This is a genomic window from Pseudoalteromonas sp. SG43-7 (genome assembly GCF_014164295.1).
Lineage (GTDB): Bacteria > Pseudomonadota > Gammaproteobacteria > Enterobacterales > Alteromonadaceae > Pseudoalteromonas > Pseudoalteromonas rhizosphaerae.
This window is the reverse complement of record NZ_JACJEY010000033.1, coordinates 26,008-49,010: the sequence shown is the minus strand read 5'-3', so window position 1 is coordinate 49,010 and position 23,003 is coordinate 26,008. Positions and strand designations below refer to the sequence as shown.

General features: G+C 40.0%; 21 protein-coding genes. 11 read left to right on the top strand and 10 right to left on the bottom strand.

Annotated elements, in window-relative coordinates; all coding sequences use genetic code 11:
• The first annotated feature begins 860 nt into the window (after positions 1-860).
• Together H5200_RS15125 and H5200_RS15120 are read left to right on the top strand one after the other, a co-directional pair.
• Positions 861-1,397: a hypothetical protein gene (locus H5200_RS15125; protein WP_182761759.1), complete on the top strand. Its 537-nt coding sequence runs from the start codon at positions 861-863 to the stop codon at positions 1,395-1,397.
• Positions 1,398-1,539: 142 nt separating this feature from the next.
• Positions 1,540-2,088: an alpha/beta hydrolase gene (locus tag H5200_RS15120; protein ID WP_310737049.1), complete on the top strand. Its 549-nt coding sequence runs from the start codon at positions 1,540-1,542 to the stop codon at positions 2,086-2,088.
• 244 nt (positions 2,089-2,332) lie between these two features.
• Here H5200_RS15120 and serA read toward each other — a convergent pair whose 3' ends face one another.
• From serA to H5200_RS15095, 5 genes are all read right to left on the bottom strand, one after another.
• On the bottom strand, positions 2,333-3,562 hold the full coding sequence (gene serA, locus H5200_RS15115) for a phosphoglycerate dehydrogenase (RefSeq protein WP_145241268.1): 1,230 nt from the start codon (positions 3,560-3,562) through the stop codon (positions 2,333-2,335).
• Between the two features lie 13 nt (positions 3,563-3,575).
• Positions 3,576-4,229 (bottom strand): ribose-5-phosphate isomerase RpiA, encoded by a 654-nt coding sequence (gene rpiA / locus H5200_RS15110; protein ID WP_145241270.1) that lies wholly within the window; start codon positions 4,227-4,229, stop codon positions 3,576-3,578.
• A 53-nt stretch (positions 4,230-4,282) separates the two neighbouring features.
• Positions 4,283-4,879 carry a 5-formyltetrahydrofolate cyclo-ligase gene (locus tag H5200_RS15105; protein ID WP_182719125.1) on the bottom strand — a complete coding sequence of 199 codons (597 nt, stop codon included), beginning with the start codon at positions 4,877-4,879 and terminating at the stop codon, positions 4,283-4,285.
• A 20-nt stretch (positions 4,880-4,899) separates the two neighbouring features.
• Positions 4,900-5,454: a hypothetical protein gene (locus H5200_RS15100; RefSeq protein WP_182740357.1), complete on the bottom strand. Its 555-nt coding sequence runs from the start codon at positions 5,452-5,454 to the stop codon at positions 4,900-4,902.
• A 107-nt stretch (positions 5,455-5,561) separates the two neighbouring features.
• Positions 5,562-7,079 carry a S10 family peptidase gene (locus tag H5200_RS15095; protein WP_149982056.1) on the bottom strand — a complete coding sequence of 506 codons (1,518 nt, stop codon included), beginning with the start codon at positions 7,077-7,079 and terminating at the stop codon, positions 5,562-5,564.
• 265 nt (positions 7,080-7,344) lie between these two features.
• Between H5200_RS15095 and H5200_RS15090 the strand changes: the two genes are divergently transcribed.
• The 6 genes from H5200_RS15090 to H5200_RS15065 all read left to right on the top strand — a co-directional run bounded on the left by H5200_RS15090 (position 7,345) and on the right by H5200_RS15065 (position 13,858).
• Entirely contained in the window at positions 7,345-8,577 is a 1,233-nt protein-coding gene (locus H5200_RS15090; protein ID WP_182761758.1) for a diguanylate cyclase, read from the top strand.
• A gap of 176 nt (positions 8,578-8,753) precedes the next feature.
• On the top strand, positions 8,754-9,092 hold the full coding sequence (locus H5200_RS15085) for a P-II family nitrogen regulator (protein WP_149982054.1): 339 nt from the start codon (positions 8,754-8,756) through the stop codon (positions 9,090-9,092).
• A gap of 9 nt (positions 9,093-9,101) precedes the next feature.
• Complete coding sequence (locus H5200_RS15080; protein ID WP_182719122.1) at positions 9,102-10,331, top strand: ammonium transporter; 1,230 nt, start codon at positions 9,102-9,104, stop codon at positions 10,329-10,331.
• A gap of 176 nt (positions 10,332-10,507) precedes the next feature.
• Complete coding sequence (locus H5200_RS15075) at positions 10,508-10,669, top strand: YqaE/Pmp3 family membrane protein (protein WP_145241282.1); 162 nt, start codon at positions 10,508-10,510, stop codon at positions 10,667-10,669.
• Between the two features lie 411 nt (positions 10,670-11,080).
• Positions 11,081-13,429, top strand: coding sequence for a penicillin-binding protein 1B (mrcB, locus tag H5200_RS15070; protein WP_182761757.1), 2,349 nt, complete (start codon positions 11,081-11,083; stop codon positions 13,427-13,429).
• Positions 13,430-13,597: 168 nt separating this feature from the next.
• Positions 13,598-13,858, top strand: coding sequence for a hypothetical protein (locus tag H5200_RS15065; protein WP_182761756.1), 261 nt, complete (start codon positions 13,598-13,600; stop codon positions 13,856-13,858).
• Positions 13,859-14,257: 399 nt separating this feature from the next.
• On the opposite strand, the gene hemL is transcribed toward H5200_RS15065, so the two are convergent.
• The 4 genes from hemL to H5200_RS15045 form a co-directional block, all read right to left on the bottom strand.
• Positions 14,258-15,538 (bottom strand): glutamate-1-semialdehyde 2,1-aminomutase, encoded by a 1,281-nt coding sequence (gene hemL / locus H5200_RS15060; RefSeq protein WP_149982051.1) that lies wholly within the window; start codon positions 15,536-15,538, stop codon positions 14,258-14,260.
• A 29-nt stretch (positions 15,539-15,567) separates the two neighbouring features.
• Positions 15,568-16,584, bottom strand: coding sequence for an aspartate carbamoyltransferase (locus H5200_RS15055; protein WP_145241288.1), 1,017 nt, complete (start codon positions 16,582-16,584; stop codon positions 15,568-15,570).
• A 137-nt stretch (positions 16,585-16,721) separates the two neighbouring features.
• On the bottom strand, positions 16,722-17,156 hold the full coding sequence (locus tag H5200_RS15050; protein WP_145241290.1) for a CopD family protein: 435 nt from the start codon (positions 17,154-17,156) through the stop codon (positions 16,722-16,724).
• A 19-nt stretch (positions 17,157-17,175) separates the two neighbouring features.
• Positions 17,176-18,858, bottom strand: coding sequence for a chloride channel protein (locus H5200_RS15045; RefSeq protein ID WP_145241292.1), 1,683 nt, complete (start codon positions 18,856-18,858; stop codon positions 17,176-17,178).
• 163 nt (positions 18,859-19,021) lie between these two features.
• Here H5200_RS15045 and H5200_RS15040 point away from each other — a divergent pair, with 163 nt between their 5' ends.
• From H5200_RS15040 to H5200_RS15030, 3 genes are all read left to right on the top strand, one after another.
• On the top strand, positions 19,022-20,116 hold the full coding sequence (locus H5200_RS15040) for a DKNYY domain-containing protein (protein WP_182761755.1): 1,095 nt from the start codon (positions 19,022-19,024) through the stop codon (positions 20,114-20,116).
• Between the two features lie 135 nt (positions 20,117-20,251).
• Positions 20,252-20,590 (top strand): iron-sulfur cluster insertion protein ErpA, encoded by a 339-nt coding sequence (gene erpA, locus H5200_RS15035; protein WP_058560150.1) that lies wholly within the window; start codon positions 20,252-20,254, stop codon positions 20,588-20,590.
• A gap of 701 nt (positions 20,591-21,291) precedes the next feature.
• On the top strand, positions 21,292-21,531 hold the full coding sequence (locus H5200_RS15030) for a helix-turn-helix domain-containing protein (protein WP_016708680.1): 240 nt from the start codon (positions 21,292-21,294) through the stop codon (positions 21,529-21,531).
• 66 nt (positions 21,532-21,597) lie between these two features.
• Here the strand turns inward: H5200_RS15030 and H5200_RS15025 are convergent, their stop codons facing one another.
• Entirely contained in the window at positions 21,598-22,977 is a 1,380-nt protein-coding gene (locus tag H5200_RS15025) for an AmpG family muropeptide MFS transporter (RefSeq protein ID WP_182761754.1), read from the bottom strand.
• Between the last annotated feature and the right edge of the window lie 26 nt (positions 22,978-23,003).

Genomic DNA, 23,003 nt, shown 5'->3' with positions numbered 1-23,003 from the left:
GAAAAGCTGCAAAACAGGACGCATTAATAAAGGTAAGCTGCTACCTCTCCAAATAAGCCACTTAAACACCTGTCATACCTTCCAAAACGCCCATTAAAGCAACAGCAAATCCTCTTTTTATATTTCACGTAAAATCGAAGTAACCAATTGAATCAAAATAGGAACTCGGCTATGGTTAATACATCAATAAAAATAAATTAAAAACGAGTTATTCTACAGCCTCGTTAGCAGCCAAGTGGATAAAACTTTAGGAATTCAATTATTTTAGAACCGACAATCAGCACCTATTATGTCAGCAACATAGAAGGGCTAAACTCAGACCCCCTGTTTCTGGTTGGTTATATAATCGCCTCTGTAATTTTGTTTGTCGCGTTAAAATATACTCCTTTTATAAGTGCAATATCACAAGTCACAAAAGTTAAAGGCAAATACATCTTCCTATTTATTTCTCTGGTATTTGCGTTTGGATTAATATCCACTTCTCTCAATTACATCGATTTATATACTGTTAAACTCGCTGTAGAAAATAATGAAGTTCAAAAAATTAAGGGTTGTATTGCTAATTATGAAGTCAACCAAAGTAATAGCCGTTCAGAGTCATTTTCTATTTCAGGTATTGCGTTTAAGTACAATGATTATGGCACTGAGAAGTATTTTTTTGCTAATAGGCAACACGATAGCTTTATAAAAAATGGTCGTTGTGTTGTTATTGCATTCATACCAAGCAGTTCAAATAACATTATAAAAATCGATAAGGTTTAAATATGCAGTTGGCTGCTAACAAACCAATCAATCCGACCTCAACTCGCTGTGCTCATTTCGTCGGCTTATCGGGGCGTTATATGCCAATAAGGAGAATTATGCTAAACCGCATTCTTGATAAAATAGCAATTCTCAGAGAGCATGAGGTTTACTATCAGCAGGTGCATGGTGTTAAGTACATTATGAAAGGGCTTGATTATCATTTTAAAAATTACATGCATCTGCTATCAGAGGATGACGATATTCATTGGTTTCATGAGGTTGTTGCCTACCTAAACCGAATAGGCCAAATCTATTATTTCTTAAAATCAGATTTTATTGCTGCTCAAGATTCTGAGGTTCCTGCATTAAAGAGGGTGATTCCTTTCCGAATGAAGTACTCTGCCCACAGAAGTATTGATGCACCACGAAGAGATGATCTCCCACTCATGATGGATATTTCTATCCCAAACATGTATTACACAAAGCCAAGTGTAATAAATCCAGATGTTAACTCGAAAGCTATTGCCCTTCCTAAGCAAAATAGTGATGGCGAAAGAGAACCTTATGCCTTATTCATAGATGATGAGCATCGTAGTATCCTCACTGAAATAGACTCTGCTTTACTGAGGAAAATATCTGAACTTGGCATATAACACATATGAGCCTAAACTCTGTCAATAGGCACTAGTATTTTTTTGACCGTTTTTATACAGTGAGGGTCAATTCTAAATCAATAAACAAATTCGTTTACTTCGTCTGTCGATGTGGCTGTTAAGCAAGTAGCTTACGGCAGATATCAACGATGCGATTAAGTGGCTAAAACAACATCATAAATTATATATGATAGATACCAAAAAAATCGCGGTGTTAGGGGCGTCTTCTGGTGCTCATATGGCCACGTTATTCGGGGCCATGAGTACCAATCACGATACAAAATCGCCTTACGAAGCAGTGCAAGCAATCGTGAACATTGACGGCGTGGCTGATTTAACCTCAACAGCGGCTAGGATGTTTGAAGATAAACCTGGAAAGATTTCTTATGCAGCGCTTTGGTTAGGTGGGCGTTATGCACAAGAGCCAAAACGTTGGCATGCGGTTTCGCCGGTAGAATATTTAAGTAAACATACTCCACCAACATTATTTATTAACTCTTCCCATGACCGTTTTCATGTTGGCAGAGATGCTTTTGTAGCGCAGCTAATTAAAAACAACGTCCATCAACAAGTACATACCATACCCGATACTCCGCACACCTTTTGGCTATTTCACCCTTGGGTAGACGAAATGCGCAGCGTACTTGCGTCGTTTCTAAATAAGGTTTTGGTAGAGGAAAACCCTCGCTAACGCCTCCATTGAGGCATTTAGTAATAGAGAAGTTTTTGACAGAGTTGTTGAAATATATACTTAAGAGCGAGCCGTTAAAGCAAATACAGCAAGATGTATCCGCAGTGGAACTTGTTCAATATAGACAATAAAACTGGCAATATTTCATCGGCTAAGGTTGAAAAAACGTAGTATTCTTCATCCAAATAAAAGCCGTGCTTGATTTAACAAGCACGGCTTTTATTTTTTGACCAGCTGACAGCTGTTAGTGAAGAATACGTGCTCTGATCGTGCCTTCTACTGCACTTAGTTCTTTTAGTGCAATTTCAGAGTGGTCGGTATCTACGTCTATTACTACGTAACCAATCGCTTCGTCTGTTTGCAAGTATTGCGCGGCGATGTTGATGCCGTGCTGGGCAAACGCTTGGTTAATTTGGGTTAACACACCTGGGCGGTTGTGGTGTACGTGTAATAAACGGCTACGGTTAGCAAGCTCTGGCAGTGATACTTCAGGGAAATTAACAGCAGTAATAGTTGAGCCGTTATCTGAGTATTTTGCTAGTTTACCCGCTACTTCAATACCAATGTTTTCTTGCGCTTCTTGAGTTGAACCACCAATGTGTGGTGTTAAAATTACGTTGTCGAATTCGCGTAGTGGCGATACAAATTCTTCATCGTTTGATTTTGGCTCAACTGGGAATACGTCGATGGCAGCGCCGCTGATTTTTTTATCACGAAGTGCTTCTGCTAGGGCGTCAATATCAACTACAGTGCCGCGTGAGGCGTTGATCAAAATTGAACCTTGCTTCATCACTGAAATTTCCGCGCTACCAATCAGGTTTTTAGTCTGCGGTGTTTCAGGTACGTGTAAGCTAATAACATCAGCGCGTTGCAGTAGCTGCGTTAGGTTATGTACTTGTGTGGCATTACCTAGGGTTAGCTTGTCTTCAATATCGTAAAATTCAACGTTCATACCGATATTTTCAGCCATGATACCTAGCTGCGTACCAATGTGGCCATAACCAATAATACCTAGAGTTTTACCACGGGCTTCAAATGAGCCATTGGCGGTTTTTAACCAGCCGCCACGGTGGGCAATGGCATTACGCTCTGGAATACCACGGAACAATAGTAAAATTTCACCAAGTACTAACTCAGCAACAGAGCGGGTATTAGAAAACGGTGCGTTGAATACTGCAATACCGCGCTTGCGTGCGGCACTTAAATCAACTTGGTTAGTGCCGATACAAAAACAACCAACGGCAACCAGTTTTTCTGCCGCTTCAAGTACAGCTTCAGAAATATGAGTACGAGAACGAAGGCCTACAAAATGCACATCTTTAATGCGCTCAATTAGTTCGTCCTCAGGCAATGAGGTTTTTACATAATCGATATTGCTGTAGCCGTTACGTTTTAGCGTTTCTACAGCGCTTTGATGTACACCTTCAAGCAAAAGAATTTTAATTTTGTCTTTTGCTAACGATACCTTACTCATATCCTCATCCTATTTATCTAATTTGCGGCCCATTTTTGGTACCGATAATCACTTTATCTGCGCCACGGTGGGCAAATAACCCGTTGGTTACTACGCCAACAATTTGGTTAATTGTCAGCTCTAAATCTTTTGCTTGGCTGATCGACAAGTTATGTACGTCTAAAATAACGTTACCATTATCTGTTACCACGCCATGGCGATAAACTGGATCGCCGCCTAGTTTAAGCAATTCACGAGCAACATAACTGCGTGCCATTGGAATAACTTCTACCGGCAGTGGAAATTCACCCAAGGTGTCCACTATTTTTGTTTCATCAACAATACATACAAATTGTTTTGCTACAGCTGCGACTATTTTTTCGCGGGTTAGTGCTGCGCCACCGCCTTTGATCATTTCGTTCAGCGCATTTATTTCATCTGCGCCATCAACGTACACGTCAAGGGCATCAACATCATTGAGTTCAAATACTTCAAGACCGAGTGCTTTTAGTTTTTCGGTTGAAGCGTCAGAACTTGATACCACACCGCGTATGGTGTCTTTTACTGAGCCTAATGCATCAATAAAATGGTTTACAGTTGAGCCTGTGCCAACACCCACAATGGTGTCTTTTTTTACAAATTCGAGTGCAGCCCAAGCAGCTGCTTTTTTTAATTCATCTTGTGTCATGATTATGTGCTCAATAGGTGAGAGGGATTGCCATTAGTATATAAATAAATTGCTTACCAATGGTAGATTTTCTGTGGTGTGATTATGTAATTTAATGGTACATCCCACGATTCAACCGGTAAACTTGGAACATGTTGGCATTGATGTGCAAGGCCAATCAGTTGTGGTTTATGCCAGTTTTCTTTTTCGTAGCGCGCCAAAGTTTTATCATAAAAGCCACCCCCCATCCCTAACCGGTTACCGTTATCATCAAATGCAACTAATGGCATTAGCAGATAATCAAGCTCAGCAAGTGGGCATATCTGACTACAATTTAACTTAGGCTCCAAGATACCATAGCGATTTGCCCTCATGGGTGAATTTTCTTCATAGCGCTGAAAGTATAAAGTAGTGCCGTTAAATGGGTGAATAACGGGTAGGTAAAGGGTGTGGTTTTTAGTCCAAAGGTCTTTTATTAACAATGAGGTATCTAGCTCTGCGTCATTGCTAAAATAAATGCCAATATGGGCGTTTTTAATAGTTTTTTGCTGTTTTAAGTGTTGAGTAAAATTCACTTTAAGCGATTCTGCGGCAATTTCTTGCTCAAATTTTGACAGTGAATTACGTGCTTTACGGATTTTTTGGCGGATCAGTGCTCTTTTTTCGCTCATATTTATTTTTGCTTTATCTGTTAATTATCCATAAAACTGAATAAATCAGGGAATGCAAACGACAATCCCAGTACTACAAGCAAGACAACAACCATAGCTATAAGTGAATACAGCAGCATGTTACTGCGTTTTTTGATCGGCGTTGTCAGCTCTTCATCTAGCAATAGGTCGTCAGTTTGCCACTCGTCGCCTTCATCAGGATCTGGTTGTTGGGTGGTGGCTGGTAAGCGTTGCTCTAGATCGTCGAGCTTTTCTTCGATGCGAATTAAACTACTGGTGATGTAATCAAGGGCGTTAAAAATACGCTCATCTCGCTGGCTGGTTGCATCGCTGCTACTTACCGCTGGTGCATTGTTTATTGGTTGCAGTTTACTTTTGATGCCTACGCTGGCAAGTAGCTTTGCTTGCTTGAGCGCTTTTTCTTTTTCACAAGGGGCAAATAGGGGGTTGTTTTCAAAAAATGCAGCTACTTTACTTTCAGGGGCTTTGAGCTTTACAGCCAGTTGTTTAATCGCATTCGATCGCTCAATATCTTGAGCTAGACCTGCATACATAACACGGAAGTTTTCAGTCATCTGTGTTTTCCAAAAACGTAAAATCAATAGTTTGAGTATATCCGAATTATCGATAAACAAAAGCCCGTAAAAACGGGCTTTTTTAATCCTGTGGTTTTAAGCGCTGTTTAATACTTCGCAGCTTCACCTTCTTTTGGTAGTGACTGTAAAATAAAATCACGTAAATCGTTATTTGATGTTTCTAAATCTGCATGGCGTAAATACATCATGTGGCCACTGCGGTAGCCTTTAAAGCTTAGGCGATCACGCATTTTACTACTTGGATCTAGTTGCCATAAAGTGTATTTAGCATCAAAGTAGTTAGTGGCACCATCATAGTAGCCTGATTGGATCATCACATTGAGGTATGGGTTTTGCGCCATTGCTAAACGCAGATTTTCACCGGTATTATTATTGCTGCGATCCCACGGGTGTACATTACCAAACAGGTTATATTTTACGTCAGTTTTATAGTTAAGCTCTTCACGCAAGTAGTGATTAATGGCTGGTGTAAATGAATGCAACCATGATGTTAGCTCAGCCCAGTAGTCTGGAGATTCGCCAGCGTCACGCTTGTCCATGCCTAAATAGCGCGAATCTAAACGGCCTAACGTTTGACCGCGCTCACGTAGTAGTTCTTTCCAAAAGAAGTTGGTAGGAATATCAAGGTTGTTTTGCGCAACAAACTTTTCAGATACACCGGCATACAGTGCCATTTGTTTAATGATAGCGCGTTTTTCTTGATCATTAATAAAGCCACCTTTAGCAAGTGCAGGAATTAGCTTGTTAACGGTAAAGTCTTCAACTTCTGGCAGTAATTCATCTAAATCTTTAGCTTGCAATGCTGGGCTTAAAGCTTTGTGATACCACGCCGTTGCAGCAAAGTAAGGTAGACGGTTAGCCGCTTTTATTGGACCGTCGCGTTTAATACCAATGTCTGTTGGTGAAACCAGCACAACACCATTGATATACATCCATTGACTGTTTTGTAATTCATGGGCAAGCCCTGATACGCGGGTTGTGCCGTAGCTCTCACCAATTAAAAATTTAGGTGAGCGCCAGCGCTCAGTGCGATTTACAAAGGTGTTTAACCATTCTGCTAGGTATTTAATGTCGGCATTGACACCAAAAAACATGCTTTTTTGCGCTTCTTTACTTGGTAATTCACCCTTATCGTTTTCAAGAATACGCGAGTAGCCAGTGTTTACTGGGTTAACGTAAACAATATCAGCAACATCAAGCACTGAGTATGGGTTGTCTTTCACACCATACGGTTGAATAGGGTAGCCTTCGTCATCAATTTTTAATACCCGTGGTCCAGTATAGGCTAAGTGCATCCATACAGATGCAGAGCCAGGTCCGCCATTAAACGAAATTAACAATGGGCGTTTAGTGCGATCGTCAACTTTATCGCGTTCATAATAAGTGTATTGCAATGTTGCAACGGCATCGCCTTTGTCATCCCATACCGGTTGTGTGCCTGTGGTTGCGGTATATGAAAAACGCTCGCCATTGATGCGCGCTTTATGTTCGGTGACAACTTTACTATCGACATCGATACGACGTTGATTTTCTGCATAACTGGCTGTGCTTACACTCAAAGTAAGTATGGCCACAGAGACACTAATGATACTGATAAGCTTCATGGTGGATCCTTTAAACAATAGTTAACCTATTAAAGATAATTTTTTTGTAAATAACAAAGGGAATGAGACTAGACGACGATATTAATCGGTGAGCATTAGACATAAATATTATCAGTAACGTAAATACTCTATTTTATGCGTATATATTCAGCAATATATTTTGCTCAAGCTGATAATAAAGTATATTACTGCTTATTATGACTTTTAGTTTTTACTCGTAAAAAGTTTACCCTCGCAATGTCCACCTGAAGTGTAGAGAAGATATATGCAAAGAGTTTTAGTTGTTGAAGATAGTAAAGTGGTCCAGCAGGTTTTGCGGCACTTATCAGCTCATTATCTTGATGTTGCTGTCGATTTTGCTTGGTCACTTGCCGAGACCAAAGAGTTCATTGCAAAACATCAGTATACGCTTGCTTTGGTCGATTTAACCCTGCCTGATGCGATGAATGGCGAAGTTGTTAAATATACTTTAGACCAAATGATCCCTACCGTAGTACTAACATCTACCATTGATGAATATAAACGCCAGCAAATATTAGAGCTTGGGGTAGTCGATTATGTAATAAAAGATAATCGTGATTCTTATCATTATGCGGTTAAATTAGTCGCTCAGCTATTACGTAACCAAGGTTGCAAAGCCTTAATTGCTGATGATTCTCGTTTAAGCCGTTCATTAATGAAACAAATGCTCGAAAAACAGCTATTTGATGTACAAGATGCGCATGATGGTGAGCAAGCTTTAAAAATACTGAAAAATGATCCAGAGATTAAATTATTACTAACTGATTATGCGATGCCGACAATGGATGGTTTTGAGCTTGTTAAAGCGGTGCGAAATTTTCGTGGTCGTGATGATTTAGCGATTATTGGCTTATCAGGTGCGGGTAAGCATGGTTTATCAGCACGGTTTATTAAATTCGGCGCGAATGATTTTTTAACCAAACCCTTTATGAATGAAGAGTTTCATTGTCGTGTATTACAGACTATGGAGCAGCTGTCACTGATCGCAGATATTAAAGAAAGTGCCTTTCGCGATGATTTAACCAACCTTTATAATCGCCGTTATTTTTATCAATTTGCTGAAAAACGGCTAAAAGAAACCTCGCGTAACAATAGTTTAGCATTACTTGATATTGATTTTTTCAAAGCAATCAATGATAAATTTGGCCATGAAGCCGGAGATCAGGCATTAAAGCAAGTGGCGTCTTTATTACGTAGTTCGTTTAAAGATTTTACCGTTGCACGCGTGGGGGGGGAAGAGTTTGCCATTGTATTAACTGATGTAGATTTAGATCAAGCTTACCAGTTACTTGAAGCGTTTAGAGTGCGGTTGTCTGAGTATGATTTTGTGATCAATGGTGATGCATTTGCAATTACGGTGAGTATTGGTTTAACAAAATTTCAAAATGTTACGTTAACAAGTGCCATGCGCTTAGCTGATAAAGCTTTGTATCAAGCTAAAGAACAAAGTAGAGACTGTGTCGTCAGACAAAACTAGATTGCTGCACCAGTACAGTTAAGATGTTAAAAAAATGCACCTATATGGTGCATTTTTTATGCGGGTAATTTGTTTTTATTATGTAATTTGTTGTTTTTAAAACGTTAAAAATAGTGGCACAAAGGTTGGATTGTCTTAGCAAACAGGATAACAATAAGCGTCCGAAGGGGGCCACTATGAAAATGATTAGTGCAATAATAAAGCCATTCAAATTAGATGATGTGCGAGAAGCGCTAGCTGATTTAGGCATTGAGGGGATGACGGTTGTTGACGTCAAAGGTTTTGGTCGTCAACGCGGTCATACAGAGTTGTACCGTGGAGCTGAATATCAGGTTGATTTTATTCCTAAAATTAAACTGGAAATTGCTACTCGTACCGAAAATTGTCAACGGGTCGTTGAGACCATTACCAAAATTGCAGCAACAGGCAAAATTGGCGACGGCAAAATTTTCGTTTACGACTTAGATCAAATTGTCCGTATCCGTACGGGTGAATTAGATGAAGAAGCAATTTAAGGGGGCTTTATGGAAAACACGATCGTAGAACTCAAGTTTTCGTTAGATACATTTTATTTTTTAATGTCGGGTATTTTAGTAATGTGGATGGCAGCAGGTTTTGCCATGCTCGAAGCGGGCTTAGTGCGTTCAAAAAATACCACTGAAATTTTAACTAAGAACGTGGCGCTCTATGCCATCGCATGTACCATGTTCTTACTAGTTGGCTACAACATTATGTATGTAGACAACGCTGAAGGTGGCCTAATTCCATCTCTAGGTGGGCTTATTGGCACCCAAGCCGCTGATGCTAATCATTCTTTAGAATCTGACTTTTTCTTTCAAGTCGTATTTGTTGCAACCGCTATGTCGATTGTATCGGGTGCGGTTGCTGAACGCATGAAGTTGTGGGCTTTTCTAGCCTTTGCGGTAGTGTTAACTGGTTTTATCTACCCAGTTGAAGGTTACTGGACATGGGGTGGCGGTTTCTTATCTGAAATGGGTTTTGTTGATTTTGCAGGCTCAGCCATTGTTCACGGCACAGGTGCTGCTGCAGCACTTGCCGGTGTATTAATGCTCGGCGCTCGCAAAGGTAAATATGGTAAAAATGGTGAAATTTATCCAATTCCAGGCTCTAACTTACCATTGGCTACATTAGGTACATTTATTTTATGGATGGGTTGGTTTGGCTTTAATGGTGGTTCACAACTACTTATCTCTGATGCTGAAAACGCGACTGCAGTTGGTAAAATATTATTAAATACTAACGCTGCTGCGGCAACCGGTGCCATTGCTTCACTGTTTGTTTGTAAAGTGTTATGGGGTAAAGCAGATTTAACTATGGTACTTAATGGTGCGCTTGCTGGCTTGGTTGTTATCACCGCAGATCCATTATCACCGTCGCCTTTACTTGCTTGTTTACTGGGTATTTTAGGTGGTTCATTAGTGGTGTTCAGCATTGTAGCACTAGACAAAGTTAAAATTGATGACCCTGTAGGTGCTATCTCAGTGCACGGTGTGTGCGGTATCTTGGGTATTATCTTAGTGCCAGTATCAAATACTGATGCAACCCTAGTTAACCAGTTAATTGGCTTAGTATGTATCTTAGGTTTTGTATTTATTGCTTCACTTATTGTGTGGACAATACTGAAGAAAACCATGGGGATCCGGGTAACAGAGGAAGAAGAATTAAACGGTATGGATCAACACGATTGTGGCATTGATGCTTACCCTGAGTTTGTTTCGGTACGCAGTAACTAAGTAAAAGTAAAAAGTTTTAAAATCATTGTGTGTTCAAAGCAAAGCCCTAATTTAGATTAGGGCTTTTTTTGTATATACGCAGAGGCTAAATTTTTTTAATTAAAGTTTATTAAAACAGCAAAAATCACAATAAGTAACTATGCTTAAAATCACTCCAACTACAAATAAGGTTAAGCATGGATAACAAACTATTACTGATTATTTTGTCTATATTTTTACCACCTGTTGCTGTGTTTTTGAAAGCGGGTGTGGGTAAAGATTTGATTATTAATATTGTCTTGTGCTTTATATTTTTTATACCGGCAATGATCCACTCATTGTGGTTGTGTACACGCTAAAATGAAGCCACCGCAACTGAGGTTAAAAAATTTAATGCCCAAAGTTCGGGGCAAGTAGTTTCAGTCAAGGTTAATTTTGCAGGTGTAATATACCCAAACCACCTCAAGAAGCGAGTTTCAGTTGGAATTAAAAGCGATTTAGGTAAGGCATTGATTGCAAGTAATAGTGGTTCTATTGCTAAAATCAATAACGCAGTATAAATCGCATTTAAACCAACCCCTTGGGCGTTTCACAGGAACTTACTCTCAGCGTTGTTACTTCTTAGAAGGGATTACCATTCTTGCAAAGTAACGCCTTGATATTAAGCCCCTGTGAAACGCTGAATTCTGCATCTTGAGGTGGCTTGGGTATATAGCTATATGCTAAGCTCGCACCTGTAAATTAAACTCTGGAAATAAATAGCAACGTCAATGGCTGATAAAAAAGACTCCCGCTCCACTAAAACTCCATCAAAACGCCCGGCAAAGAAAGCACCAAGCACAGCGTCTAAGTCGGTGAAAAAAACTTCGACTAAAAATACGTCTGCAGCGAATATAAAAAAACGTGGAATTGGTCGCAAAGTCTGGTCTATTTTTTGGAAACTAAGCTTAGCTGGCATTGTTGCGATGGGCTTATATTTAATTTATCTGGACGCCAAAATTACGCGTCAATTTGAAGGCAATAAATGGCAATTACCAGCACAAGTTTATGCACGAGCAATGGGTTTTTACCCTGGACAATTCTTATCTAGTCAAGAAGTTGTGTGGGAACTGGATAGGCTAAACTATTCATCAGTCAATCAGTTAAGTCGTACCGGTCAGTATGTAAAGGCGGGCGATAGTATTAAAATCTTCCGTCGTGAATTTGAATTTTATGATGGCTTAGAGCAAGCACAGGTTATTGAGTTACGCTTTGCAGGACAAAAACTCGCGAGTATTAAAGATAAGTTTGGCAGGCGTTTAAACAATGCTCGATTAGAGCCAGTACAAATTGCGCGCATAGGCAATGATTCAAAACAAGATCGAGAGTTTGTGCCGTTGGATAAATTCCCGCCGATGCTTACAGATACATTATTAGTGGTTGAAGATCAGAACTTTTATCAGCACCACGGTGTATCCGTGTTTTCGATTATGCGGGCTTTATACAGCAATATTAAAGCAGGGCGTACAGTTCAAGGCGGTAGTACGTTAACCCAGCAGCTGGCAAAAAATATTTATTTAACCCGTGATCGTACGCTGGTCCGTAAATTTAACGAAGCGTTGATCGCGTTAATTTTAGATTATCGCTATTCAAAAGATCAAATTTTAGAAGCTTATCTAAACGAAGTATACCTTGGTCAATCGTATAACCAAGGTGTGCATGGCATGGGCTTAGCTTCTGAGTTTTACTTCTCTAAGCCTGTTGATGAGCTTGAATTCGATCAAATTGCACTACTCGTTGCGATGGTGAAAGGCCCTTCATATTATAATCCACGCCGTTATCCTGAACGCACTATGGAACGTCGTGATTTAGTGCTACGTTTGATGGTTGATAATAAATTAATTGATACCCGCGAATACCGTGCTGCATTAAAGCGGCCAATTGATATTGCACCTATGAAAGACAGCTTGCCTAAATCGTATCCTGGTTATTTAGAGCTGGTGGATCGTGAGCTGAAAAAATTACTACCGGACCAAGAAGTACTCGATGCGGGCGTGCGTGTATTCACTTATTTTGATCTCCAAAAACAAGTGGCAATGGAAGAGGCAATTGAAAAAAGCCTACCTTACCTTGAAAAACGCGCCACGACAGAGCAGCTTGAAGCGGCGATGATCTCAGTGAATGTAGAGAAAGGCGGTATATCTGCTTTAGTTGCGGGACGCGATCCGCGCTTTTTAGGTTTTAACCGCGTACTTGACACTAAGCGCAACATAGGCTCGTTAGTTAAACCGGCTGTGTATTTGACAGCTTTGGGTTTACCGCATTATAACTTAGCTACTTTGTTAGATGACTCGCCAGTACAAGTGACTAATGAGCAAGGCAAAGTATGGCAACCAGAGAATTTTGATCATCAATATCGCGGTATGCTGCCACTATATAAAGCGTTTAGTCAAAGTATCAATATTCCTGCGGTCAACTTGGGACTTGATGTCGGGGTTGATAAAGTTGCGAATACACTTAATAAACTCGGCGCTAAAGAGCAAATATCACATTATCCATCATTACTGCTTGGTGCCGTTGAAATGTCGAGCTTTGAAGTCGCACAGCTTTATACCACGTTGGCGGCTGATGGCGAATACCGTCAATTAACATCTATTTCGGCATTAACCGACTCTGTTGGGCGGGTGCTTTATCAGCACCAAGTTAGTTCTGAACCGCGTTTTGATAAAGCCGCTGTTTATATGACTAAATACGCGATGAAGCGAGTCACTAAAGATGGCACTGCTAAACGTTTAAATGCCCATTTCCCATCAATTCAGCTGGCTGGTAAAACGGGCACCAGTAATGATCTACGTGATAGTTGGTATGCAGGGTTTGATCAAAATACAGTAACCGTTGCTTGGCTTGGTCGTGATGATAATAAAAGTACAGGCTTAACGGGCAGTGTTGGTGCATTAGAAACGTATATTCGTTATCTTAAGCAGCTCAACCCTGAGGCAATAGCAGATACTCGTCCGCCTTCAATTCGCTGGGCTTTTATTAATGAATTAACGGGTAAGCAAGCGCCACCGGGCTGCGGTAAAGTAATTCAACTGCCACTTAGAGCCAGTGAATTTGAGCCAAGGCCAAGCTGTAACTAAGCTGCTCTAAATTATGATATTTAGTTTGTTTTAAATACATAACAAAGCAGATGTTAAAACTAATTTGATTCTACTAGCACTGCAAAATTGAGTATTGACTAGTTTACGTTTTAAAGATATGTTCCTTAAACCTACACCGTGTAGGAATAAAACTTTTAGGGAAAAAAGATGAAAACGAGTATTTTACTTATATTAGTAGTGTTAATTGCAGCTTGTGGTAGCACACCAAATAAGGCAGATAACCAAAGTGCGAAAGAGCAAGAAATAGCAAGTTCGAACAGTTACAAGTGTGATATGGAAGCTATCGCAGGTTCAAAGCTTAAAAGAAAACGCTGTACTACTGCAGAGCAACGAAAAAGAGAAAAAGAGCGAGCAGATGAGCTTTTAAGAACGTCTGCTGCGTCAGCAACGGGAATGAAGCAGCAATAACTTGCGCAGCTATTATCTTGCTATGATTTAAAAGAGTTCATTGTTTTGGTGAATTTTTCTGACATTTCTTGGAGCTCTTTGACATTAATTAATATTGATTGCGCTGAGTTTTGTGCTTGTTCTGCAAAGAGATTTACTTCTTTTTAACCACTTTTCGCTTCAAGTATAGATCCAGACTGTTACTTTAAAAGCTATGCAATACTTGTCTTTGGTTTGTAATATTTCTCATATGTTACTCTGCACTTTTTAAGATAGTATTTATTTCATGGGGTATGCCATTTTTAAACACTTGATCGCATATTATGAACTTAGGTCAAGCTGTCAGTAAAGTAATTACTGGAGCAGGTGTTTATTTTAGACATAAAAAAAGCCCTTGCGGGCTTTTCTATGTTTAATAGTTTAAAGCTTAGCAAAAGCTCTTTTTGCTGCTGCAATTGTATCGGCAATTTCTTGCTCAGAGTGTTCAGAGCAAACAAAACCAGCTTCAAATGCTGATGGTGCTAAATACACGCCTTCTTCAAGCATCAAGTGAAAGAACTTTTTAAAGCGTTCTAAATCGCACTGAGTTGCTTGTTGGTAAGTGGTTACTTTCTCTTGTTCAGTAAAGAAGAAACCATACATACCACCGGCATAGTTAGTTGTTAGGGCGATGCCTGCAGCTTTTGCTGCGGCTTCAAAACCTTCACAGATTGCTTTACTTTTTGCTTCAAGATCAGCATGTAGTCCTTCAACGCACAGTAACTCAAGCGATTTTAGACCCGCAGCCATAGCAATTGGGTTACCTGATAAAGTGCCTGCTTGGTAAACTGGGCCAACAGGAGCGATGTAATCCATGATCTCAGTTTTACCGCCGAACGCGCCTACTGGCATGCCGCCGCCAATCACTTTACCTAAACAGGTTAAGTCTGGAATGATGTTGTAATAGGCTTGTGCACCACCTAGGGCTACGCGAAAGCCGGTCATTACTTCATCAAAAATAAGCACTGATTTATATTCATCACATACTGCACGCAGGCCTTCTAAAAAGCCCGGTACTGGTGGAATACAGTTCATGTTACCAGCAACTGGCTCTACGATAATACAGGCGATTTCGTCAGCGTATTTGGCAAAAATAGCTTTTACTTCATCAAGGTTATTAAACGAAACAGTTAATGTATGCTTGGCAAAATCTTCAGGGATACCTGGCGAGTTTGGTACGCCCATAGTCAATGCGCCAGAGCCAGCTTTCACTAATAATGAATCAGCATGTCCGTGGTAACAGCCTTCAAACTTTAAAATTTTATCGCGGCCAGTAAAGCCGCGAGCAAGGCGAATTGCACTCATGGTCGCTTCTGTGCCAGAACTTACCATACGAACTTTTTCGATTGATGGTACTAGCTCTTTTACTTTTTCAGCCATTAGAATTTCAGCTTCTGTTGGCGCACCGTAACTTAGGCCATTTTCTACCGCATCAAGCACTGCTTGTTTGATAGCTGGGTGATTATGACCCATGATCATCGGGCCCCATGAGCCAACATAATCAATATAACGGTTGCCGTCAGCATCAAATGTAAATGGGCCTTGGGCTTTGGTAATAAATAGCGGTGTGCCGCCAACGCCATTAAATGCACGTACTGGAGAGTTAACGCCACCGGGAATTGATTGTTGTGCGCGGGCAAATAAATCTTGGCTAATTGTCATAAAAAATCCTATTAGTTGTCACGTTAAAATTAACTATCGCGTTTACGGCTAAACCAAGGCACAGCAACTTCGTATTGCTCTACTTTATCGGCAACATCGAGTGTCAATGCAAACAGCGCCATGCGAATTAACACGCCATTTTGTACTTGGCGGAAAATAGCTAAATTGTCATTAAGGTTTAAATCGTTATCAAGCTCATTTGCTTCTATACGACTATCGCGTGGTAATGGGTGCATTAACACGGAGTTTGGTTTGCAGTGGGTGTTATAAATTGATTGGCTAATTCTAAAACCACCACGGTATTTATTGGCTTCTTCTTGCGATGGGAAGCGTTCTTCTTGGATACGGGTTTGATAGACGATATCGGCGGCTAAGTTACCTTCCATTTTATCGACGATTTCAATTTTATGGCCCGCATTATCGACGGCATCAAGAATATAGCTAGGCATTTGTAAGCCATCAGGTGCCACCATCGAAAATTTTATATCTTTATAATGACATAATAATTTTGATAATGAATGCACGGTACGGCCGTATTTTAAATCACCAACAAGGGCGATATGCATACCATCTATTTTTTGATCGAAGCGATGTAGTTCACGCTCAATTGTCAATAAATCAAGTAATGCTTGAGTTGGATGCTCGTTAGGGCCATCGCCACCATTGATCACTGGCACTGAGCAGCCAGTAGCAAATTCAGCCACTGAGCCTGCATCAGGATGGCGCATAGCGACCGCATCGGCGTAAGCTGAAATAACGCGCGCGGTATCGTATAAAGACTCGCCTTTGGCTAATGCAGAGCTTTGCATCCCCGTTGTTTCACGAACCAAACCACCTAATAAATTAAAGGCTGTACCAAAGCTTACGCGGGTACGGGTACTTGGCTCAAAGAATAAGTTTGCTAAGATTGCGCCTTCTAATACATTGGTGCGTTTTTGCTTTTTAGCATACGGCTCCATTTTTTTGGCTACTGCAAAAATACGTTCAATACAGTCGCGATCGAGCTGATTGACAGAAAGAATATTTTCACCTTGGAAACTTAACATGGGGGCTGTTCCTATCACATTGAAAAGGGGGCGCGATCAACCATCATCGATGGGCACGCAATCGCGCGATATTATACCCAAACCACCTCAAGAAGCGAGTTTCTGCATCTTGAAGTGGTTTGGTTATATAGCAAATTTTACAAGCTGGGTTTAGTTATAGCTAAAAATACGATGACTAATAGCACTAATACCGGTAGTTCGTTAAAAATACGATAAAAGCGGTGGCTGCGAGTATTACGGTCGTGTTTAAAATCCGCCAGTAATTTAAAACAATAGCCATGGTAAATGTATAGCACGATCACTAATACTAATTTGTAGTGCATCCACATGCTGTATTTAAACCAGTCGCGGCCATATTCAACAATTGTCAGCACGCCAAACACCGCCGTTAGTACTGCAAATGGCGTCACAAAATACAGTAACCGTCGCTCCATCACTTTGAGCATGGAGTTACAGGACTTTTCTTCGCTCATAGCGTGATAAACAAAGAGGCGGGGTAAGTAAAATATGCCAGCAAACCAGGCAATCATAAAAAATACATGTAAGGCTTTGTAGATCAGTAGCGCGCTCATAATGTTCTCTTATTGTTAGTTACAGTAAGCTATTACGTATGGTAAGAATGTGGCGGATCTGATCCCAGCGCATTATTCCCATAATTTGTTGATTATCGAGTAAGTTATAAATATACACAGCTCCGCTGCGCTTATCTTTTAATACATCAAACACATCGGCCAAAGTAGCTTGACTGCTGATCCCTTGCAAGCTGATGTAGTTGATCGAAATATTTTGATCTGACATTAAACTTAAATCATATTCTGCAAGGCGATAACCATTTTCAGGATCATAAACAATTAACGGGGTTTGGCTATCAACAGCATTTAAGGTGCTTTCTATTTGTTCTTTATCATCTGAATAGAGTAGTTTGAAGTTTTCATCCATCTCGTCCATTACCCCGACTTTTTGCAGTGCTTCGGTGGCAGGGGAGACATGATAGGCTAAACCTTGAAAGTCGAGCTGCTGTAAAAATATCGACCGATTGCCAAATACTTGTAATGCGGTGACGTATGCCGCTGAGATAACTAACATGGCCGGCACGATTATTTCAGGACTTGAGGTTAACTCCATTACCGTAGTTAAAGCAGCCAGTGGAGCATGTAAGGTGGCTGCTAATAAGCCTGCCATGCCTAAGACGCTATAAGTACCAGAGATATCAACGCCGGGACTAATAAATTGTGCAAAAAAGGCCATTAAAGTGCCCATCAGTACGCCTAAACCAATCACTGGGCCAATGATCCCGCCGGGAATCCCCAAGCCAATTGCAAATAATGTCGCCAGTAATTTAGCAATTAAAATAGTGGTTAATAGTTGCACATCATCAGGGCTTTCTACGGCCAAAGTTATTGCACTCATACCAGAACCCATCGCTTGTGGCACCATATAAGCAATGCCGCCAGCAATCAGACCTGCCAGCAATAAACGTGGAAACATACTCAAAGGTTTGAAGGTACGAATGATCAACATTAGATTTTGGTTAAAAGCATAAGCAACCGCGCCCAAAGCCATACCAAACAGGATTAAAAATGGATAGTGCCAGCCACTTAATGCCGTCACTGTGATCAGTGCTAATTCTGATGCGTCACCAAATACAAACTGCGTCGCCAGTGCACCAGTGACTGCAGCGAGCATTATTGGCACAAATATATGTACTTTGTATTCCCTAAGCACCACTTCCATCACAAAAATAACAGCTGCAAGTGGTGTATTAAATGATGCGGCAATACCAGCTGCAACCCCGCAACCGCTGAGTGTCCGCATGGCGTTATGAGGCAAATGTAATTTATCGGCCAGCAAACTTGCACCGGTTGCGCCCATATGTACAGATGGCCCTTCACGGCCAACCGAGAAACCACTGATCAATGCCAGTGCACCACCGACAAATTGATTTACCGTGTTGTATAACGGCATTTGCCCGTAATGGCGTTTAATACGGTGAATAACAAAGGGAATACCTAATCGATAATGTTTAAAACCAGTCAAAGCAGCAAATAGCGCAATTAAGAAGGCAGCAATAATAGGCATTAACACCCGCTCAAGAGGCGGTAAGGTAGTAAAATCGTCAGGATTTTCAAGGAACAAACCTTGGAAAAATAGAATAGTTAAGCGAAATAGAATGATCAAAAACGCCGCAATGAGTCCAGCACTTACGCCGAGTAAGCACAATTGCACCGATGTTTTTGGCTTTGCCAAGCGACGCCTAAGCGTTTCAAGCCACATGCATATTTCCTCGCCACCTATTTCAGCGGGCAGTTTATCAAAATAGTTAATGGAAGTCCTTGAGATTTTTACTGGTATTTCACTTAAAGCAAATTGATATTTAGTAAGGCTTTGGGTAAGTTGCAAACTCATAGAAACGGATATTCAATTTTGGAAGGGTTTTATGCACCTACTATTAAGTATTATAACTACATTTGCATTAATGGCTTGGCCTTTAATGGTGATGATGTCACCGATGATGCTTGCAGCTCCTGGAGCTGTGGATAATAAAGCGGCAGTTTTGAGTGTAATGTTATTTTTGCTTTTCCCAGTAGGCATCTTCATTTTATTTGGGTTGTTTGGTATTAATTATTTAGGCATTAACAGTTTTTTATTAGCTAAAATAAGTGCCGTCGTTGTTTGCATTGTTTTTGTAGTTTTTGGGTATTCAAGTTTGTTTATTAACATGATTAAAGGGGTGCCAAATAGTGGCTATGCTGTTGTTAATAATACAGTGTATTTTAGTGGTACAGTGATTTCAGGTGCAGACCCTGATAGCTTCATTACTTATGATAGCAAAGACTATGAAAATGAACATTCAACGTCACTATATGCCAGCGACAATCATAGTTTTTATTATTTTGGGAAGCGGGTTTCTGATGTTGACCCTCGTAATATTAAAGGGCAATTAATCAGTCACAAATTATATTGGCTTAATGACACTCAAGTGGTCTTGAGAAATCAAATTATAGAAGCTGCAAATCCCCGAACATTTTCAAATTTTGATGATAACTTCCCACAATGGAATTATTCAGAAACAGAAGGGAAATATACAGTTTACTATGATGATGAAATATTGAAAGCTGTTGATTTCGACTCTTTTACACCGTTATTTAGCGGTTATGCCAAAGATAAAAACCACATTTTTTATGGCGAAAATATTATTGTACCGGAGGCCGACTTGCAGACGTTTGAAATACTCACTACAAGCTATGAGTTCGCTCGCGATAAAAGTAATATTTATTATTTATCTGGAAATGAAACCAGCGCAATAAACGGGCTTGATCCTGACTCTTTCGAGGAAATTGAGCGAAATTATATTAAGGATAAAAGTGGTGTATATCATTATAGCCAGTCTGATGGTGTTCAGCGCATCTATGATGCAGATGTCGAGAGCTTTGCAGTAACTGATTATGATGAAAGTACAAATTCAGATGCGCTAGATAAAAAGCACTATTACATGCGAGGTGAAATTGTCAGCTCTAGAAGTGACTTTTGATCAAGCTTATTGAAGATGGATCGGTTTTCCTGATGACAACCTAGTTATAGAAGAAATTAGTAGTTGTTTACTATACTTGATTAAAACACTCGGGTATTAGATAATCAAAGCAATGTAGGTATAGAGGGTTATGGTATGTCAGAAGAATTACCCATTAAGTTCAGCGATGCAGCTGCTGTTCGTGTTAAACAGTTAATCGACGAAGAAGAAAATCCAGATCTAAAACTGCGTGTTTATGTAACAGGCGGAGGTTGTTCAGGTTTCCAATATGGTTTTACTTTTGATGAAAAAGCAAACCCAGGCGATTTAGAAATTGTAAAAAATGGCGTAACCTTAGTGGTTGACCCAATGAGTATTCAATATTTAGTTGATGGTGAGGTGGATTACACCGAAGGACTTGAAGGCGCACGCTTTTTTGTTTCCAATCCCAATGCAACTACCACCTGCGGGTGTGGCGCTAGTTTCAGCGTTTAAAGCAATTGATTAAAGCCGCAGCTAGCGGCTTTTTTATTACCTAAAAAATCTTCTTATCTAAAATTACTGCGTAGCTATTATTTCATTAACTGATGCTGTTGTTGCTGATCTGAGCTTTGTAACCTTGCTGACTTTAGCGCTTATTTTTTGTTTATAGATGCTAAGTGAACGTCAAATTGGCTTACTTTAGCTTAAGTCACTCATTTATGTAGGGTGAGTGACTTGGAGCATTAGAATAAAAAAACCTAACACTATTGCAGAAAACGCTAAAATATATATAAAGCCTTTCTTACCTTTTTTGATCGGTACGCCATTTGATTTAAGAAAAAAGTACCAAACTAAGCAGAGGATAATGGGTAGTAAAAACAATAATCTGAACATAAACGCTTGCTCCTAACAATAAAGGGACAGTTAATAATGTAACTATTTAATTTATAAGTCAAAAATAATTAATCATAAAAAAGGTTTATTTAAATTAATTATTTGTTACATTAAAAAGGAACTAATTATAGAACGTGCGTTTTGTTGTGACTTTAACAATAAAGCTGCTCATCTATAATAGCTGGTTCCTTAAATGGGTACTCGGCTGAAATTAGTTATTTCACATGAGTCTGAATAGTATATAATGTATCCAAGAGCGAGACGGGCAAATTTCACTCTTAATTAATTAACTTTAAATCATCTAGTAGGAGATGTTTTTTATGATGGGTAAAACAGTTTCTTCTGAAGAAAACTCAAAACTAACCAAGTGGCTTAAAACTAAGCGTCACGAGAAAGGTCACACAATGCGTAGCCTTGCTCAAGTACTTGGTACACCACATTCATTTATTGGCAAAATTGAAAACCAAGAGCGCCGTTTAGACGTAATTGAATTTTTACGTTATTGTGATGCATTAGAAGTCGACCCGTATGAAGGTTTAGGCTTATTAAAAGAAGACTAATATTTAGTTTCTTTTTGTAAGCGCAGGGAAGCGCTCTCATTGATGTGAAATGATTTCTTTCCCTTGTTAATTCCTACCGTGGTAACTATTTTCTAACTCATACAATTTATGCCGAATAAGATATAAAAATATCAGTGATGGTATTACCATCAAGGCAGTCAAAATAAAAAATAACGACCAATTCCCACCTAACCAATCATCAATCACCACACCACTGTAACTTGAAAGTAAGGTTCGTCCTAAATTCCCCAATGACGCTAATAAAGCATAATGTGTTGCGCTAAAAGCGCGATCACATAGCATAGATATAAATGCTACCATAGCAACTAATGACCATGCTTGAGTAAAGCCATCGACGACAATTGCCATTGCGTACAAATGTTCTTGCGGGCCTGCGAGAGCGATCCAAGAAAACATTAAGTTAGATGCTGCCATTGCCACACCGCTAATAAACAAACCTTTAACGATGCCGTACTTGTGATTAAAAATACTGCCTAAAAATGCGAACACAATGGTGATAAGCCCCGTGCCGAGCTTTGAATAGTTTGCTATTTGAGTGTTTGAAAAGCCGACTTCTTTATAAAACACAATCGACATACGGGCCAAAAATGCTTCACCAATTTTAAATAAAAAGATAAAAGCGAGCAGCGCAAGTGCAGTCTTCACGCCATTACGAGCGAAGAATGTTTTAAAAGGATCAAGTACAGTAACAGCCAACCATGCTGCAACTTTAGTTAATTGTGTTTGCTTACCAAGCGCCAGCTTTTGCCGATAAATACGTTCTAGTTCAGCATGAACAACTTCGCGGTTAGATTCAGGTTCTTTTGCCCAAAATACACAACTCATAAGTAATAACATCACAATAGCTAAAAAGTAATACACTTGTGGCCAGTCAATACTTGGCATATCTGCCATATAAAACGGAATAGCACCTAGCAGAGCATAACCGCTCCACCAACCAGAAGTAGCCATCGCTGCTGCGGCGGTTGCTTTATGGCTTTCGTTTTCACTGAGGGTGTCGATACGAAAAGCATCAATAGCAATATCTTGAGTCGCTGAGGCGATAGCAATTAATAAGCATAACGCAGCTGCGATGGCTAAATGCGCGGTGATATCTAATCCTGCCAGTAAAATAACTCCGAGCAAAATAAAGCATTGGCAAAATAGTATCCAACTACGGCGCTGGCCTAGCCAGTTATATAGCAACGGCAGCTGTATTCTATCGACTAAGGGTGACCATAAAAAATTAATGCTGTAAGCACCAAATACAATGCCAAATAAGCCAATCATGCTGCGACTGAGGCCTTCATCTTTTAGCCACGCAGACATCACGGAGCCTATGAGGATCCAAGGAAAACCGCTGCTCATACCAAAAATAAACACATTTATAAGTCGTTTATCTTTAAAGTACGAAAAATATTCTGATACCGACAAGCTTTTAGTCATAACGCCTTCATTGGCAATAGCGGTTT